Here is a 17,644-nt window from a genome sequence, read left to right as displayed (position 1 = left end):
GGGCGGGAACGGGATCCGCCCCGGGGGACGACCGCTGGCGCTGAGGCAAGGAGAGGCCCCCGGCACCATCGATCAGAACTTCGCCGAGCCTTCGACGCCGAAGGAGCGCGGCGGTGCGTAGTTCGTGAAGTTGAACAGGCCGGCAACCGAGTTGGCCGAAACGCGATAGACTTCATCCAGCAGGTTGCGACCGAATATGGCGATGCGATACCTGTCGCCGGGATCGGTCCAGGCGATGCTCGCCCCGACCAGGGTCCGCGCCTCGCCCTGCGAGTAATCTGCATTGAGCGTCGTGGATTCGAATTCCGACTGGTAGTTCACATCGGCACTCAGCGCGATGGTACCCCATTCCGCCGGCGGGAATTCGTAACGGGCATTGCCGCTGAGCGTCCACTTGGGCGCATTGCGCAAGTGAAGATAGGACGCATCGTCATTGGTGCCATCGCCATCCACATCGGTAAAGAACTCGAGGTACTTGGCTCGCTGCCAGCCGAGCGCGGCACCGAGCGTCAGCCCCTCGGTGGGGGCAGCCGACGCCTCGACTTCAAGACCGTAGACCTTCGCCTTGCCAGCGTTGGTGGTGCGGGTCTCCTGTCCCGGCAGACCGGAGATCGGATCGATGAAGGGAACGACGGCATCTCGCTGGAGATCGTTGTACTTCACGTAGAAGGCGGCAAGGTTGACGCGCAGGACGCGATCCGCCGTTTCCGTCTTCAGGCCGAACTCGAAGCTGTCAGCGGTTTCTTCCTTGAAAGGCAGCGCGGACGTGGCCGACATCGCCTGTTCGTTGTAACCGCCCGACTTGTAGCCCTGGCTATAGGTGAAATAGTTGTTGATCCCCGGCGCGATTTCCCAGCGATAGCCCGCGCGCATGGTAGGGCGATCGAACTTGGCGCTGTCGGTATACTGCGGCCAGAACCCGGTTTCGACCAGCGAACGGCGAACCTGCGGCTGCACCGCGAAGCTCTTGTTCTCCTTGGTGTAGCGCGCTCCGACGAAGATCGAGAACGGATCGGCCACTTTGTATTCCGCCTCACCGAATACCGCATAGGAATCAACCTTGTAGTTGGCCGTCGACAGGTTGGGATCGGTGAGCGCGGTCGGATCGCCGAGGAAGCGCAGGAAGCCAAGGAAGCTGGTCGCATTGGCGTCCATCTTCTGGCCCCAGTACATCGCGCCGACCGTGAATTTGATACGATCGGAGAAGTCCGAGGAGAATCGTGCCTCGACGCTGTACTGCTTGCGCGTATCGTCGCGGGTGGAGACGAACAGGTAGGCGTTCTCACCGGTGTAGTCTGATGGCAGCGACGATTTCACCCGGCGCCAGCCGCCGACCACGGTGATCGTGCCCGCGCCTTCAAGAGTGTGCTCGCCGCGCAGGTACAGCCCGTCCACATCGATGCGGTGCCCGCTCAGGGTGCCGGGACAGGTCGCTGCCGTGGCCGAACCTTGGCATAGGGTCGTGCCGGTATCGAAGGGGCTGGCGCCGGTCGTCTGGATGCCCGGGAAGCCCAAGACATCGAACAGGAAGCCCGGCGGCGTCTCGTTCACCGAGGGCGGAGAATCCCCGCGATCGCGCAGGATCTCATAAGTGGCCATGATGTTGGTGTCGGCGGTCGGCTCCCACAGCAGCTTGGCGCGGCCACTGAAATACTTCGATCCGCCCCAGCGCTGTCCACGACCCGGGACGCCCTGGATACCGTCGACGTCGTTGTTCTTTGTCAGGTGGTAATAGCCGTCGCTCTCCTGGAACGAACCGGCAGCGCGGAAATAGAGGTTGTCGGTGAAGGGGATGTTGATCGCCGCCTTCACGTCCTTGGTATTGAAGCTGGAATAGCCCAGACGGACCTCTCCGCTGAAGCCCGGTTCGGGGCGCTTGGTGATCACGTTGACGACGCCGCCGACGGTGTTCTTGCCGAACAGTGTTCCCTGCGGTCCGCGCAGGACTTCGATGCGGTCGATATCGAAGAGGTCGAAGAGCTGGGTTTGCACATGGGCAAGCACGAAGTCATCGACGACGACCGCAACGGCCGGCTCGAAAGTCAGGATGATGTCGCCGGTGGACTGGCCGCGAATGCCGATCGAGGCGGCGTTGAAGCCCGGGACATTGGTGATGACCACGTTCGGCACGTCGCCGGCAAGTCCGCGGATGTCGGTTGCGAACTTGTTGTCGATAGCCGAGGCCGTGAAGGCCGAAACCGCGACCGGGGTATCCTGAAGCGACTCCGAGACGCGCCTTGCGGTCACGATGATTTCCTCAAGGCCGCTTGCCTTCTGCGGGGCACCCCCGCCTTCGCCGCCTGCGGAATCAGGCGCCGTCTGCGCCAGGGCTGTCGTGCTTGCCGAAGCGAGCAGACCGGTGACAAGCAGTTTCAGGGCGCAATTCAGGTGTTTGTTGCCGATCATAACGTTCCCCTCATCCATCGACTGCCTTGCTGTTGCGGCAGTTCGAATCACCGCGCCATTTTTCGTGCGGCTCCTATAAATGAGTGCACATGTTCATTTTTGTGAAGAGAAAAAATACAAACATGTATGATCTTTTTTTGCCGCATCGCAACGGCAGGCAGACAAGAGGGGATTGCTTTGGGCGCACTTACGCTCGTAGAAAACGGCAGAACGGCAAAAGGAAACGCAGTGCCAGAACGCGATGCTGCAGCGCGAAAACAGCCCGCGAAAAAAATGCCATCGATTCGGCGTCGCTACACCAGTCCTGCCATGCGCGAGCGGCGAAAGCGCATCGTCGACACCGCGCACCGCATCCTTGGCGAAGGCGGGGTGACCAGCCTGACGATCCGGCGCCTGTCGCTGGAGGCACAAGTCGCGCAGCGTACGATCTATCGGCTGTTCGGGGACAAGGACGGCGTCGTGTGCGCCACCGTCGTCGATCGCATGAAGGAAGTGCGCGAGCACATCGCCCGCCGCAAGCAGACCTACACGCTCGATGTCGTCTTCTCGGAGCTGGACTGGATGGTCAGCGAAATGGAACGCGACACACTCTATGCCCGGGTTGTCGTCGGTTTCGTGTTCGCATCCGAGCAACGGCAACTCGAGGTGCGGGAACTGACCTCAGTGGCCTACAATCGCCTCATGGCGTGGTACGCGGTAATGAAGGCAGAACATCGGGTACGCGACGACCTCGACATCGAGCAACTCGCCCGCGAACACGTGATGCACGAATTTCTTGTCTATCGCCGCTGGTCGCTGGGAGCCTGCGACAGCCCGCAATGCCGTCTGGAACTGCACGCCTGCTTCCTGAAAACCGCAGCACTGGTACTTCTGGGAGATGACCGGGAAGAATACCTGCGCAAACTCATCGAGATCCAGAAACTGCTGAATGAACTGGCATCACAAGCAGGCAGCACATGACGCCGCAAGGCGCAAACGGGAGAAAACCTGAAATGACCCAGACTGAAATCAATCTGGCAGAACTTTCCGCGCGCGAAGCCATTCGCGAACTGCGCATCGCCTATTCGACCGGTTTCGACACCATCGATGAAGAGGCCGTCAGGCAAAACTTCGCGAGCGATATCGTATGCGCCTATCCCGCGGCTTACGGCGGCAGCTTCGAAGGAGCCGACGCGGTGATCGAGCTGTTTCGACAGACCTGGCAGCATTGCCAGGGACCTCTGGACACCCTGCACCTGATCGCCAACCACTCGATCACATTGACCGGCCCCGATACTGCCAAGGGACATTGCCTCCTGCTCGACCTCATAACCCGCCAGACTGCGGCATCGCCATTCGCCACGCGAGGCGGGCACGACAATCCACTCTTCCTCATCGGCCGCTATGACGACGAATATGTGCGCGAGGACGGTCGCTGGAAGTTCCGCAAGATCGCCCTCACCGCGCTTTGGCCCGAGCGGCACTGAAGCCACCGGCGGCGCAATTGTCTTGAACAGCGAACATGCCCTGCTGGCCGACCTCGAGGGCGCTGGGGTCAGCTTCACCGTCCACGATCATGTTGCCGTGGCAACGGTAGAGGACAGCGCCGAGGTGACCGGGCATATCCCCGGTTATCACACCAAGAACCTGTTCCTGAAGGACAAGGCAGGCCGCTACTGGCTCATCACCATGCCGGGAGAAGAACGCGCGGACCTCAAGTTGATCGCTTCCCGGCTCGGCGCGGGCCGCCTTTCTTTCGGCAAGCCGGGCGCGATGAAGGAACTGCTGGACGTGATCCCCGGGGCGGTCACCCCGCTCGCCGCCTTCAACGATCGGGCGGGGCTGGTCACCGTCGTGCTGGACGCGGCATTCGCGCCGGAGGAAACGATCAACGTGCACCCCTTGCGCAATACAGCGACGCTGTCCCTTCGCACGGCCGACCTCGTCGCAGCGCTGGAGCGGTGGGATCACCCGCCCATCGTGCTATCGCTCCAGACCGAAGATTGAGGATCAGCCTTCTCCGGCTGCCTCCATGTCCTCACGCTTCACACTGCGGTGATCGTCCTCGTTGAGGCCCTGTTTCCAGTAACTGGAGATGTAGAGCTCGGCCGGACCGAGACCGCGCTCGGTCCGCAGGTACTGGCGCATCCCGCGCATCGCCGTAAATTCGCTCGCGGCCCAAGCGTAGACCTTGCCCTCGGGCCAGGCAACAGCGCGCACCGCATCGACCAGCAGGTCGGGCTGCGAGCCCGGCACCGGGTTCACCAGCCAGGTTACCGTGACACCTTCGGGCGCATCGATGGCCTGCTTGTCCGACTCGCTCTGGATCTCGATAATGGCAATGCCCCTGGCATCGCGGTCGAGCGCTTCGAGGTTGACACCGATGGCGGGCAAAGCCGTCATGTCGCCCGCCACGATGTAGAAATCGAGACCCGAGGGTAGCGGCTTCGCAGGCCCCGGACCGCCAAGCTCGACGGTCTGCCCGGGCCGGGCCTGCAGAGCCCATGCGGTGGCAGGGCCCGCATGACCTTCGCCGGCTCCATGCAATGCAAAATCAATATCGATCTCGCCCTCGCGCTGGTTGCGGATGGTGTAGGTCCGCACGGTCGGCTTCATCGCTCCGGGAGCCGGGGGAAACATGAACTTAACGTAGCCGCCGGCACTCCCTTCGGGATAGCCGGCCATGCCTTCACCGCCCAGTGTGACACGCAGAAGCGAGGGTGAAACCATGCGGCTGGAAACGACGGTCATCTGACGGGGTGCAGGTCTGGCCACGCGAAAGACTCCTTGTTGCGATCAATTTGCAGCAAGGGATAGGGACCGGCCGGTACATTGCAATCGCGGCCGCCCTCACGCGGCGCGTTCGTAACCAATTATGATCTCGGCCTCGCCAAACTTATCGCGTGCCCGTCCGTCCACCGGGGGATCAATCCCCCGGCTTCATGACCGATCCGGCGACATCTTCCTTGCTGCCCTTGCGCAGCACCTCCGCGCGCGAACGGATGTACTGGCGCAGTCCGGCGAGGTCGGCCTGCGTGAATTCCCCGAACTGGGGCATGCCATTGGGCACGAGTGCCCCGTCCTTCACCACCGACGCGAAGGCGGAAGGGTCGGAAGGGATCGCCGACGTGCGCAAGTCGGGCGCGGTACCGCCGCCGATCGCAGCGGTACCGTGGCAGACGGCGCAGCGAACGTTGAAAATGCGCTCACCCTTCTGCCCCAAAGCGGTATCGGGCGTGTAGCCGGGATCGTCGAAAGCGACCGGCTTGTAGGGCGTCTTGGGGGGCAAGGTTCCCTTTGCGCCCAGCGCGAAGGTCAGAACGCGGCGCTGCTGGGTGCGATAGTCGATGCCGTACTTGGCGAACATCGGACCGAAAAGTCCGGCGCTCGTCCCGATCCCGGCGACGACCGTCACATATTGCTTCCCCTTGACTCTGTAGGTGATGGGAGGCGCAACGACGCCCGCCTTGGCATCGAAGTTCCACAGGCGCTTGCCGGTTTCGGCATTGTAGGCCGAGAAGCCGCCGTCTGGCCTGCCCTGGAAAATGAGATTGCCGCCCGTTGCCATGATCCCGCCGTTGAGATGCACCTCCATCGGGATTTTCCAGCGCGCCTTTTGCGCGACAGGGTCCCAGGCGACCAGCCAGCCGGTGATCTTCTTCCCGGCATCGCCGATCGAATAGCCCACCCCGGGGGAGAGGCCCATACCGCCGGACCACTTGAAGTTCTCGCGCGTAATTCCGGTGTCGTCGTAGGTCACCTGCAGATCGATGGCCGGAATGTAGGTCAGTCCGGTCTTGGGGCTGAACGCCATCGGCATCCAGCTATGCGCGCCGATCGGGGTCGGCTTGAAGGTCACCGGGCCATTCTCGTATCGGACATTGGGCTTCTCAATCGGGCGGCCCGTCTTCAGGTCGATCTTGCTCGCCCAGGTTACCTCGACGAAGGGCTCGGCCGAAATCAGCTTTCCGTCCTTGCGGTCGATAACGTAGAAAAAGCCGTTCTTTGGCGCCGTCATGACCACCTGGCGGGGTTTTCCGTCGATTTCCAGATCGGCCAGCTCCATATCCATCGAGGCATTGAAGTCCCAGCTCTCGCCCGGGTTGATCTGGTAGTGCCACTTGTACTTGCCGGTCTTGGCATCGAGCGCGACGATCGAGCAGACGAACAGGTTGTCGCCCTTGCCCATCGAGCGGATCTTGTGGTTCCACGGCGCCCCGTTGCCGGTGCCGATCAGGATCTGGTCGTTGGCCTTGTCATAGGTAATGGCGTTCCAGACGCTGCCTCCACCGCCATAGTTCCACCAGTCGCCGGACCATGTCTTGGCCGCCATTTTCATGGCGTCGTCTTCGAACCCGTCTGCGGGGTTGCCCGGAACCGTGTAGAACTTCCAGAGGAACTTGCCCGTATCGGCATCCCATGCGGTGACAAAGCCGCGCACCGGGCTTTCATCCGAACCGCCGTTACCGATGATCACCTTGCCGTCGAAGACCCGGGGCGGGCCGGAGATGAACAAGGGATCGTCCTTGCCGAAGGTTTCGGCAGTCCAGACAGGCTTGCCGGTCTTCTCGTCGATCGCGATCAGGCGGCCGTCCTGCGTCGCGGTGATGACCTTGTGGTTCCAGTAGGCGATACCGCGACTGCCCCAGCCCTGCCGCAGCTTGATGCCGGACGCTTCGGGCGCGCGGGGATCGTACGTCCATTTCACCTTTCCGGTTTCGACATCGATTGCGCGCACGACGCTGTAGCCGCTTGCCAGATAGACGGTCCCGCCCACCTCGATCGGCCCGGTCGCCGGATTGCCCGGCGGGAGATCGACGGACCAGGCAAGGCCCAGCTGATCGACGTTACCGTCATTGATCTGGTTGAGCGGGCTGTAATGCTGCTCCCCGTAGGTCCGCCCGAAGGCGGGCCAGTCCTTGCCGTCGCTGCCATCGTCGAGCTGGGCGAGCCATTGCTGGTCCGCCTCTGCGCCGCCCGCGTCCTGCGCGCTGCCGCCCTTGCAGGAAGTCAGGGCAAGAGCCAGGGCAGCCACCAGCATGAGGCGCGGGGCGGCATGGCGGGGGGTATGTTTCACGCTCATCCTCTCTCGGGCCGTTTGCCTGCACAAAGCCGGACGCGGCCTCTTCCTTTGCGACGCAAAAAAGGAAAAGGGGCCCCGCCGCGATGACGGCAGGGCCCCATGATCCTTACTGGTACTGACCGAACTTCACGCCCAGTTCGACACCGAAGTAGCGCGGTGCGCCGTATTGCGAGTTCAGCCACAGGCCGGCCACGTTCTGGACCGCCACTCGATAGCGCTTGTCGGTCAGGTTCTTGCCGACGGCGCGGATATAGTACTTGTCGTCCGCCTGGGCGAGCGTGATCGAAGCGTTCACGAGCGTCCGGGAATTGAGGAAGGTATTGCCCAGCGGATCGTCGATCGCCTGGGTATTCAGGTTACGCCCGCTATAGGCGACATTGCCGTTGAAAGTGATCTTGTAGGCATCGCCGAGCGGCACACTGTAGGTACCGTCGAGCGTCCACTGCCACTTCGGCGCACGGTCGAGAGGAGCAGAGGAGAGATCGTATCCGGCATTGTCCGCGGTATACGAATTGTACTTGCCGTCCTGGTAGCCCAGCACGCCGCGCAGGGTCAGGCCTTCCACCGGATTGGCCTGCGCTTCGACTTCGAGGCCCTTCACGGTCGCGCTGGCCGCATTGACGAACAGCGTCACCTGGTTGGGCTGGCCGTTGACCTCGATCGGCACGTTGAGCTGCTTCTGAAGGTCCTGGTACTTCACGTAGAAGGCGGTCGCATTGAACCGCAGGCGATTGTCGAGGAACTGCGACTTGAAGCCCAGTTCGTAGCTGTCGGCCTTTTCCGGATCCGTGGCACGGGCAGCGGCACGGAACGCGTCGAGATCTTCGCCGAAAGCCGCGAAGCCGCCGATCTGGTCGTTGAAGCCGCCGCCCTTGTAGCCGTGCGAATAGGTGCCGTAGACGAAGAGGTCATCGGTAGCCTGGTAGCTCAGGCTCGCGCGGTAGGTCGGTTCGCGCCACTTGTCCGATACGGTGACGACGCCGGCGGGATAGTTGTAGACGCTGGCGTCAAGCGCGTGCTCGATCGTCAGCGTGGGATCGAAGCCCCCGCCCAGCGCCGGGATGAAAGTCTGCTGGCGGCCGTACCAGGTCTTGTCGTCCCAGGTATAACGCGCACCGGCCGAAAGGGTCAGCTTGTCATTGAACTTGAAAGTGCCCTCGAAGAACAGAGCGCGCGACTTGGCCTTCTGCGCGTTGCATAGCAGGTAAGGCGTGTTGTTCCACTCACCGAACGGCAGCGGACCCGACGTCAGGTCGAGGAAGCCGAGGATCTGCGAGACGCAGAAGTCGATCTTGTCACGCTGGTAGAAACCGCCGGCAACGAAGTTGAACGGACCCTGGAAGTCCGAAGCAAAGCGCAGTTCCTGCTGCCAGGTCTTGCGGTCGTCATCGCGGGTTGCGTCGAAGAACGAGAGCAGTTGCCCGTCGCTGCCCTCAGCCGTCGCGCCGGCGTAGGAATTCGGAATGCGCGAGCGCTGGAAGCGATAGCCTGACACCGAGGTGAAAGTACCGAAGTCGGCATTGTATTCGATGTTGGCATAGATGCCGTCCACCGAGATCCGCTGCCCCTTGCCCATATAGAGAAGCGCGTCGTTGCGGCCGGTATAGGCGGCACGATCCAGCGGATCGGTTCCCTGCGCATTGGGATCGGTCAGACCGAGCAGATCGGTAAGGAACGCATTGCTACCGGTATAAAGATAGTTCTCGTTGACCGAGGGAACCACTTCGGAGCGGTCGCGAATCCATTCGTACTGGAACAGCGCGCTGAGTTCGGGTGTCGGTTCGACCAGCAGCTTGGCGCGGGCCTGCCAGACATCCTTGCCGCCCAGCGTCGCGTTGTCGAGGCATCCCGTCGAGCCTTCGAACTTGTTGGTCACGAACCCGGTCACAGGGCCATAGCAGGCCCCGTTCTTGTAATAGCCGTCAGACTTCTCGTACCCGCCAACAAGCCGCACGGCGGCGAAGTCGCTGATCGGCACGTTCATGGCGGCCTGGATCTTCTTCTCGCCGAAATCGCCGAATTCCATGCGGCCTTCGACGCCTACGTAATCGATGATCGGCTTCTTGGTGCGCACGGTGACGACGCCGCCCGTCGTGTTCTTGCCGAACAGTGTGCCCTGCGGACCGCGCAGGACTTCGACCTGGGCGACATCGAAGGTGTCGAGCAACTGGGTCTGGACCGAGGGAACCACGAAGTCGTCGACGAGAACTGCAACCGGCGGTTCGAAGTATACGATGATCGAGGTCTGGCCCACGCCGCGCATGGCAAAGCTGGCCGCGTTGAAGTTTGCGATCGTCGCGGCAGAGAAGTTCGGCACGAACGCGGCGAGATCGCCAAGGTCGCGCGGGCTCGCCTGCTGGATCAGGGAACTGTCGACCGCCGACACCGATACCGGGGTCGACTGGAGGTCGGTAGCGCGGCGGGTAGCGGTCACGACGATTTCGGCCAGACCGGTGGACGTCGCTTGCGACTTGGCCGGTTGCGCCGCATCCTGAGCGCCCGCGCTACCGGTTGCATCCTGCGCCCAGGCGGGGCTGGCCAGCATTCCCGTAATCAGTGCCAGCGCACATGTTGACCCATAGAGCCTCTTAGTCAGCATTCGCTCTCTCCTTGTGGCCTCGCCATTGTTTGCGAGTTGACTGACTGGATAACAGGATTTTTTCGTGAAGCAATCAATCATGTTTGTTTTTATTGGCGTTAGGGCGAAGTGTGCCTTTGCCGCATCAGTCAGGCTGCGATCCTCCCCGGCGATGCACCGCATGGGCGAGCACCAGACGCCAGATATGATGCATTCATGATTGTTTTTATTCTGCACTTGCCTATGCTGCCGTGAAGACCATGCCGGTGGCAGCGACCGCCTCGGCGAAGGCCCGGGAGAGCAACGAATGGATGGACTGGAGGCCCGCGTCGCGAGGCTCGAAGCCGAATCGCAGATCCGGCAGCTCATCGCCCATTACAGCTTCGATATAGACGATCGCCTGATCGAATCCGTACGCTCGCTGTTCACCGAAGACGGCATCCTCAGGTCCGCCGACGGTGTCATGTATGCCAAGGGTGCCGATGACATCATCGAACAGTATCATGGTCGCTTCGATGTCCTGGGCCCGGGCCACCATTTCATGCACGACATACAGATCGATTTCGCGGGCGACGGCTCCCGGGAGGCGACCGGTCGCGTTTCGGGCCATGCCGAACTGATGCGCAAGGGCCAGATGATGGTTGCCGCGATACGTTACGCAGACCGCTACCGTCATACCGATCAGGGCTGGAAGTTCGCCGAGCGCGTCATTTCCTTCCTCTATTACGTCCCCTTGTCCGAGTACCCGGATATCCTGCTCAAGCCCGATCGCAATCGGGCCTACGACACACCGGCCCCCGGTGACTTCCCCGAACACCTGCCATCGTGGATCGCCTACGAAAAATCGCGCGGCCGCGCCTGAGGAGAGAGTACATGGCCTTCAGCTTCCTGTCCCGTTTTCGCATCAAGGACGAAAGACAAGACGACTTCATAGCCATGGCACGGCAGATGGAAGAGCTTTCCAAGCAGGAACCGGGAACACTGCACTACCAATTTTTCCGTCTAGGTGAGCCGGGCATGTTCGCCGTGTACGAAAGCTTCGTCGATGAAGCCGCCGACAAGGCGCACATGGAATACGACCACAACAAGGATCTGATCGAACGCATCGTCGGCTGCATGGACGGCAGTTACGAGCGCGAGCTGCTGTTCGATCTCGAACCGCATCGGAAAGGCTGAAGCGATGGCTGGCAAGAGCTTCATCGCGCGTCTGCGCACCAAGCCGGAAATGCGCGAGCGCATGATCGAATTGCAGGCGGAGCTGAAGAGCCTCGTCTTCGAACATGAACCCGATGCGCTGGTCTACGAATTCCTCCAGTCGCAAGACGATCCCGACCTGTTCCACGTCGTCGCCACCTTCCGCGACGAGGCTGCCTTCGACAAGCACATGCACATCGACTTCCATGATCGCCTGGTCCCCGGCATCCTGGAATGCCTGGCACAGGACATGGAACTCACTTTCCACACTTCGCTCGGCTAGGCGGGGATTGCCCGGCAGTCTCTGGAAAGAAGATTGCCGGGCCGGAACTTACTCGCCCTGCTCTTTCAGGAACAGCAGCGCGCCCGCGCCGATGAGTGAGCCCATCGCCATGAGCAGGGAAACGTAACCCAGCCCCAGTCCGGCATTGAACAGCAGGCCCGCAACAATCGGGCCAAGCGCGGCGCCGCCCCTGCCTATACCGATGGCAAAGCCCGTACCGCCGGCTCGCACCGAAGTTGGAAAACCCTTGGCAAACAGGGCATAGAGACCGACCACCGCCGCATTCGTGCAGAACCCCGCCGCCGCTGCCACCATCGCCAGGCCAGTGAGCGTTTCCTGTTCCTGCCCGAACAGCGAAACGAGCACGGTCGAAGCCAGCATTGCCGCGATCACCAGCGCGCGAACGCCGAAGCGGTACGTCAGCAGGCTCAGCAGCGAGGCGCCGAGCAGGCCGCCGACATTGGCCCAGACCAACACGTCGCCGGCCTTCGACGCGACGTAACCCATGTCGACCACGATCTTCGGGATCCACTTGATGATGTAGTAGAAGGTCATGATGTGGCAGAAGTAAGCGAGCGTCAGCAATATCGTGACGCGCGCGAGGCCCGGCGCAAACAGCTGCGCGATCGAAACCTTGGGCGCCTTCTCAGGCACGGGCGGAAGCGCCTGTGCGATGTCATGCCCGAGGCGATGCAGGGTGACATTGATCCGCTCAAGCGCATTGGGGCCGCGCTTTTGCGCGAGATAGCCGATCGATTCCGGCAGCAGTACCCAGGCGATCGGCAGGAATACCGCCGTGATGACCGCCCCGAAGGTAAACACGTCACGCCAGTGTCCATCGGCAAGCAGATTGGTCGCGATGGAACCGCCGATGATAGCCCCCATGGGATAGCCCGCCGCCATGATCGCCACGGCCAGGTTACGGTGGCGATCGTTCGAGAACTCGGCGACCAGCGCATTGGTGCAGGCAAGCATGCCGCCAATGCCGAGCCCGGTGACAAGACGGATGAGGGAAAGCTCGAAGACGGAATTGGCGAGTGTCGCCATGCCCATGCCCCCGGCCATGATGACCAGGCAGCCCAGCACGGTCGGTCGGCGTCCGATGCGATCGGCAACGTTGCCCAGCACCAGCGAGCCGACTGCCATGCCGATCAGTTCCATCGACAGGACAAGGCCGAGGGCGGCTCGGTCGATGCCCCACTCGCTGGCAATGCCCGGCGATGCGAAGCTGATCGCCAGCACGTCGAAGCCGTCAAGTGCGTTGAGCAGGATACACAGCGCCACGGCTGCAATCTGCAGCGGCCGCATCGCGCCTTGGGACAGGATGGACTGAGGGTCTTTGGTCATCATCTCACTTGATCGTTGGGCATCGCCTGCTGCGGCGATTGCTGGTCTGCGGCGCGGTCGATCCGGCCATAAGTCCTGTCGAGCCAGAAAGCGGCGAGCATGATCGCCGGCACAGGAAGCGCGAGGCTGAGCAAGGCCGTACTGCCGGCAACGTCGTGCATCGTCACGAAACCGATCAGCAGCGGTCCGCAAAGCGCACCGAACCGGCCCAGGCCGAGGGCCCAGCCGATGCCTGTCGAACGCAACTGGGAGGGATAGAACTGGGATGCCGCCGCAATCATGCCCTTCTGGCCGCCACCTATGCCGATGCCGGCAAGCACCGCGGCAAGCAGAAACGGCTTGCCGCCCTCCCCTGCGCTCAGTCCCAGCAGGACGATGCCAGCAAGGCCGATTGCGCTTACGCAAACAAGCGCCCGGAAGGGGCCCATGCGATCGGCCCACCAGATCATCGGCACGGCGCCGACGGCATTGCCCACGGTAAACAGGTTGGCAGCCGTCACTGCATCGGCATAGGTCATGCCCTCGCGTGCAGCGAGCAAGGGTAGCCAGCCCTGCACGGCGTAAAAGAGACCGAGCCCGAAGGAGCACATCAGCCAGAACAGCAAGGTGCCCTGCCGCAGGTCGGACGCGAACAGGGATGCGAGAGGACGCGATTGCGGCGCGTGAGGCAGGCGCGCGGGAAGCGCATGCCACAAGAGGGCCGCCGCGATCAGGGCAGCCGGCAGGCTCAACCCCCAGGCTGCGCGCCAGCCGTACAGGGGAACAAGCCAGGCGCTTGCCAGCCCTGCGGCAAGAAAACCCATGGAATAGGCAACATAGATCCCGACGACCTGCGCACCGCGCCACCGCTGGGGACCGTGCTGGCTGGCCGCCGATACGGCGCAGGGGAACGCCGCGCCAATGGCAATGCCGACAAGAACCCGTCCAAGGATAAGGATTTCGACATTCGGTGCGACGAGGCAGATCCCCATTGACGCGGCAAGGCCAAGCATGGCCGGGCAGACCACTGCACGCGGTCCCAGCCGGTCGGCCAGGGGGGCTATGAAAAGGTAGCCAAGCAAGAGGCCGAAAATGGCTGCGCTGAGAAGAGGCCCGATCAGGCTTTCGGCAAGGTTCCAGTCATGCACGAGCCCGGGCATCGAGAAGCTCAACGTCTGGAACGCAATGCCGCCTGCAAATAGGGCCATGGCGCAACCCAGGATGAGTTGGACGCCGCGGAATTTGCTCAGGATCACCCCGTATACCTCTCCCGCCGGCAGCCCAGCCGACGGGAGGCGGCCCAGCACTCCAGCCGGCATGGCAAGCAGGAATACCGGACCGATCACGGCGTCAGAACCGCAAGGTCAACATCGTCTTCACGAACAGGTTATCGCCATAACCTGCGCGGCGTAAGACCTTACCGGCATCGGCATAATTGACCATGCCGGCCAGGGCGACGTGGGGGTTGAGAGACCAGTTGGCCTTGAGGCGCGCGATGTTCGCCACGTGCTTCCCGGCAACGTTCTGCGTGCCGGCATAGGCCTGTGCATTGCCGCGATAGGCCGCGTCGTTCTCGTTCGGGCGCCAGTAGGATCCCCATTCGGCGCTCACCTGCAGTCTGCGCGTGGGCGAGAAGCTGATCGTGGGCGCAACACCCATGGTGTTGATCGCGCCGACGAAGTTGTCGTCGCTGAAGATCACCGTGGCATTGTAGAGGAAATTGAAGGAGCCGACCTTGCCGGCGCCATCATAGGTTCCGCCACCCGAGGCATAGTCGGCATGAAAACCCAGGCGCGGCGCCGACTTGCCCTTCCCCAGCCCCAGCGACTGGTTGGTGCTCACCGCCCAGGCATCGACACGCCGACCGGCAAAGCGGCCGTCCTGCTTGATCGCCGCCCAGTCGAAGGACAGGTTGCCGCGCGAGCCCCACAGCCGCGCACCATAAGTCTCGCGCCGGTCCTTGCCGCTGATCGGGCCAAGCTTCCGGTCGGTGTCCTCGAAGTGGTAATAGAACGGATCGAAGAAGATCCGTCCCTTCCCGGCATCGCCCTCGCCGGTAAGCAGAAAGCTGCCGTAAGCGCCGGTCAGCGTCTCGCCATTGCCGATACCGTCATCGAGGAAGCCGTTGCCCGGATCGGTCGGCTCGAAATAGAACGCACTGAAGCGGAAGCGCTTCCAGTCCATCGACAGCCGCGCGCCGTTCATCGAGACTCGGATGTTCGGGTTGTCGCGCAGGCTGATGATGAAGCGCGGACCGTCGAAGAATTCCTGCCGGCCGATCGTGACGCGCGCCAGGCCCGATGCCACAGGAGCGCGCACCTCGGCGAAGAGTTGCTGAACGACCAGGTCGTTCTCGAAGTTGGCAAGGTGACGGGTTTCGTTCTTGCCGGAGATATGTCCCGATGCGAGTTCGCCATAGACCCGCACCGCCGGGCCTATCCTCAGGTCAGCCCCCAGGGTGGTACGCGAGAGGATTTCGATGCGCTCCGTGGAATCGCTTAGCAGCGGCCGCGTCGAAACGCTGACGCTGGTGCGCTGGTCGCCGTTCAGCGACAGGGAAATGTCGCCATTGCCATCAAGCGGGATATACTTGAGCGGCGATGCCCAGTCGCGCTTCGCCTTGGGATTGGCCAGGAACCGCCAGTCCTCCGCACCGCGCAGCATCGTATAATTGGGGCCGGTGCGCGGCCCCTGCCCATCGGCTTGCGCAGGATAAGGCGATTTCAGCGGGTCGCGCGCCGATGGCGCGGCTGCGGCCCTGGCATTGGAAGGAGTCGCTTCGGCGATCGGCTGCACAGGCCCCTGCCGCTCGGCTCCGGCCGTGGCTGCGAAAGCGCAGCCCGGCACCGTGAGACCGAACATCAGAACCGTGGACAGGCTTCGATCGCGTAGCGGGTGTGTCCGGTTACGCTTGGTCATGTCCCTGGCTTTGCTTAACCGAGCGGAATTTCCATCAGGTCGCGACCGACCACGATCTCGCCCTTGTAAGTGCTTGGCGGCTTCGTCGCGCCACATGTCATCGGTGATCCAATCCATGTCTCCGGGCACGAAGTGACTCAGCACCAGCTTCTTCACGCCCGCGCGCTTGGCGATCATGCCGACCTGCTCGGCTGCCGTGTGGCTTTCGAGAATGTGGTTGCGGAATGCCGCTGACCCGTTGGCGCGCTTCACCAGCGCATCGACACCCGGGACGTAGAGCACTTCGTGCACCAGCACATCGGCGCCCCTGGCGAAATCGGCCAGCGCCGGATTGTAGGCGGTGTCGCCGGAATAGACGACCGAGCCGTAAGGCGTCTCGAACCGGTAGGCGAGGTTCTCCATCGGCGGGTGCGGCGTCGTGAAGGCGGTAACCGTCACGCCGTCTGCCGACATGACCGTGCCCTGCGATTGGCGGAAATCGTGAGGACGCAGGAACGTGCCGGGGTGCGGCTTGCCTTCGTCGGCCATGCGAATGCGGATGTCCTCGCGGTTGAGGTGCCAGTAGTCCGCGGCAAGGGCCTCCATGCCCGCTGGGCCATAGGCGTCGATCGGGCGACGCAGCACACCGGCTGCCCAAATGTTGTAAACGAGATTGCCGAATTCGAGCTCGTGATCCGAATGCATGTGCGAAATGAAGATCGCGCGAATATCGGACAGATTGAGCCCTGCCTTCACGATTTGCGAAGTCACGCCCATACCGGTGTCGATGACATAAACGTTGCCGTCCACGACGAGGGCATTTGCCGGATTTGAGCGCTTGCCGCCAACCCGAGGTCCTCCCTTGGTGCCAAGCAGGACGAGCTTGGCGCCCTTGGCAGTCTTGGTCTCGGGTCCGCCTGCCGTTGCGGCCAGGGACATGACCGGGGCTGCAATCATGCCGCTGGCAGTCAGCGCCATTGCGGTGCGCAGCATGTTGCGCCGGTTGAGCATGGGCATGCGCGATTCGGAAAACATCAGGTTCCTCTCCTCCACAATCGAACGCGGCATTGAGCCGGTTGCTGCCGATCTATCATCGAGTCTGAGGTCTCGTCAATGCGAATCCGAGTCGCATTCTGTTTCATTCAGCTGGACAAGGACGTACAGATCGGCGATCCCACTCGGCATGGCTGACGGGGAGGCGACATTCGACATTGAGGAAAACCTGACGAAAGTCGGGGTAATACCGACACTTCAGGCCCGCAGCCGCACCTTGCGCAATCGTCTGATCCAGGAAGCCTTGCGGATCGCTCGCAAGGTCCCCTTCGACGATGTCAGCATCCATGAAATTTGTGCGGCGGCCGGCTGTTCTACGGGTGCCTTCTACTCGCGCTTTCCCGACAAGATCACGCTTTTCAAGGCCGTTATGATCTTCGCAGCCGCCGAATCGGGCCCCATGCTCGAAAGCATGGTGCGTTCGCTGCCTTTTGAAGAAATCCTGCCGAAATTGATGGCCAAGCAGGTCGAACGCTTCCAGAAACAGGAAACGTTCTTCCGTTCGGCCTTCAAGGTCAGCCTCGATTCGCCCGAGGCATGGGAACCGTTCCGGCGCAATGCCAACAGCCTTGCCAAGGCCTATCTCGAACGCGTGCAATCCCATCCGGATATTGACCAGGAACGGGTCAAGCCGGATCGGGTCCTATGACCGTGTTGTTGAGCACACCGTACATCACCTGAAAGGCAAATAGTCTTACTGCGTCACAAATGACTCGTTCATTCTGGCGCAGCATGGACATCGTGTCAGGCGTCGCGCCACTGCTGTGGTCAGCATTTTACGCAGCGTTGCGATCGAATTCGAGGTGTGGCGTTCGGGCCGTATCGGTATGTCCAAGGGATCGCG

The 17,644-nt window shown here is 62.2% G+C and carries 14 protein-coding genes; 7 read left to right on the top strand and 7 right to left on the bottom strand.

Annotated elements, in window-relative coordinates; all coding sequences use genetic code 11:
- Positions 1 to 72 precede the first annotated feature (72 nt).
- Positions 73 to 2,406: a TonB-dependent receptor gene (locus J3474_RS20950; RefSeq protein ID WP_207095482.1), complete on the bottom strand. Its 2,334-nt coding sequence runs from the start codon at positions 2,404 to 2,406 to the stop codon at positions 73 to 75.
- A gap of 309 nt (positions 2,407 to 2,715) precedes the next feature.
- On the opposite strand from J3474_RS20950, the gene J3474_RS20945 reads away from it, so the two are divergent.
- The 3 genes from J3474_RS20945 to J3474_RS20935 are packed head-to-tail and all read left to right on the top strand — an operon-like array spanning position 2,716 to position 4,392.
- The gene (locus tag J3474_RS20945; RefSeq protein WP_242528528.1) at positions 2,716 to 3,366 is read left to right on the top strand and encodes a TetR/AcrR family transcriptional regulator; all 651 of its coding nucleotides are present in this window, start codon (positions 2,716 to 2,718) and stop codon (positions 3,364 to 3,366) included.
- A 32-nt stretch (positions 3,367 to 3,398) separates the two neighbouring features.
- The gene (locus J3474_RS20940; RefSeq protein WP_051009932.1) at positions 3,399 to 3,872 is read left to right on the top strand and encodes a nuclear transport factor 2 family protein; all 474 of its coding nucleotides are present in this window, start codon (positions 3,399 to 3,401) and stop codon (positions 3,870 to 3,872) included.
- A gap of 22 nt (positions 3,873 to 3,894) precedes the next feature.
- On the top strand, positions 3,895 to 4,392 hold the full coding sequence (locus J3474_RS20935; RefSeq protein ID WP_232512347.1) for a prolyl-tRNA synthetase associated domain-containing protein: 498 nt from the start codon (positions 3,895 to 3,897) through the stop codon (positions 4,390 to 4,392).
- A gap of 3 nt (positions 4,393 to 4,395) precedes the next feature.
- Here J3474_RS20935 and J3474_RS20930 read toward each other — a convergent pair whose 3' ends face one another.
- The 3 genes from J3474_RS20930 to J3474_RS20920 all read right to left on the bottom strand — a co-directional run bounded on the left by J3474_RS20930 (position 4,396) and on the right by J3474_RS20920 (position 10,067).
- Entirely contained in the window at positions 4,396 to 5,160 is a 765-nt protein-coding gene (locus J3474_RS20930) for a siderophore-interacting protein (protein WP_242528527.1), read from the bottom strand.
- Between the two features lie 151 nt (positions 5,161 to 5,311).
- On the bottom strand, positions 5,312 to 7,462 hold the full coding sequence (locus J3474_RS20925) for a PQQ-dependent dehydrogenase, methanol/ethanol family (RefSeq protein ID WP_242528526.1): 2,151 nt from the start codon (positions 7,460 to 7,462) through the stop codon (positions 5,312 to 5,314).
- Positions 7,463 to 7,574: 112 nt separating this feature from the next.
- Entirely contained in the window at positions 7,575 to 10,067 is a 2,493-nt protein-coding gene (locus tag J3474_RS20920) for a TonB-dependent receptor (RefSeq protein WP_013836685.1), read from the bottom strand.
- Between the two features lie 286 nt (positions 10,068 to 10,353).
- On the opposite strand from J3474_RS20920, the gene J3474_RS20915 reads away from it, so the two are divergent.
- From J3474_RS20915 to J3474_RS20905, 3 genes are read left to right on the top strand one after another with little or no spacing between them, the layout of a single operon-like run.
- Positions 10,354 to 10,908: a nuclear transport factor 2 family protein gene (locus J3474_RS20915; protein WP_013836684.1), complete on the top strand. Its 555-nt coding sequence runs from the start codon at positions 10,354 to 10,356 to the stop codon at positions 10,906 to 10,908.
- A gap of 11 nt (positions 10,909 to 10,919) precedes the next feature.
- Positions 10,920 to 11,222 carry a putative quinol monooxygenase gene (locus J3474_RS20910; protein ID WP_207095480.1) on the top strand — a complete coding sequence of 101 codons (303 nt, stop codon included), beginning with the start codon at positions 10,920 to 10,922 and terminating at the stop codon, positions 11,220 to 11,222.
- A gap of 4 nt (positions 11,223 to 11,226) precedes the next feature.
- Complete coding sequence (locus J3474_RS20905) at positions 11,227 to 11,523, top strand: putative quinol monooxygenase (RefSeq protein ID WP_207095479.1); 297 nt, start codon at positions 11,227 to 11,229, stop codon at positions 11,521 to 11,523.
- Positions 11,524 to 11,571: 48 nt separating this feature from the next.
- Here the strand turns inward: J3474_RS20905 and J3474_RS20900 are convergent, their stop codons facing one another.
- From J3474_RS20900 to J3474_RS22820, 3 genes are all read right to left on the bottom strand, one after another.
- Entirely contained in the window at positions 11,572 to 12,870 is a 1,299-nt protein-coding gene (locus tag J3474_RS20900; RefSeq protein WP_013836681.1) for an MFS transporter, read from the bottom strand.
- Complete coding sequence (locus J3474_RS20895) at positions 12,870 to 14,105, bottom strand: MFS transporter (RefSeq protein ID WP_242528525.1); 1,236 nt, start codon at positions 14,103 to 14,105, stop codon at positions 12,870 to 12,872. Before J3474_RS20895 ends, J3474_RS20900 begins: the two co-directional genes overlap by 1 nt.
- Before the next feature lie 94 nt (positions 14,106 to 14,199).
- Entirely contained in the window at positions 14,200 to 16,782 is a 2,583-nt protein-coding gene (locus J3474_RS22820) for an alginate export family protein (protein ID WP_242528524.1), read from the bottom strand.
- Between J3474_RS22820 and J3474_RS20880 the strand changes: the two genes are divergently transcribed.
- Positions 16,757 to 17,449, top strand: coding sequence for a TetR/AcrR family transcriptional regulator (locus J3474_RS20880; protein WP_242528523.1), 693 nt, complete (start codon positions 16,757 to 16,759; stop codon positions 17,447 to 17,449). The two genes, J3474_RS22820 and J3474_RS20880, sit on opposite strands and share 26 nt — an antisense overlap.
- The last annotated feature ends 195 nt before the right edge of the window (positions 17,450 to 17,644 follow it).

The sequence above is a fragment of the Novosphingobium sp. PY1 genome (genome assembly GCF_017312445.1).
In the GTDB taxonomy this organism is placed as follows: domain Bacteria; phylum Pseudomonadota; class Alphaproteobacteria; order Sphingomonadales; family Sphingomonadaceae; genus Novosphingobium.
The sequence above is the reverse complement of the archived record's forward strand: the minus strand, read 5'-3'. Positions and strand labels throughout refer to the sequence as shown.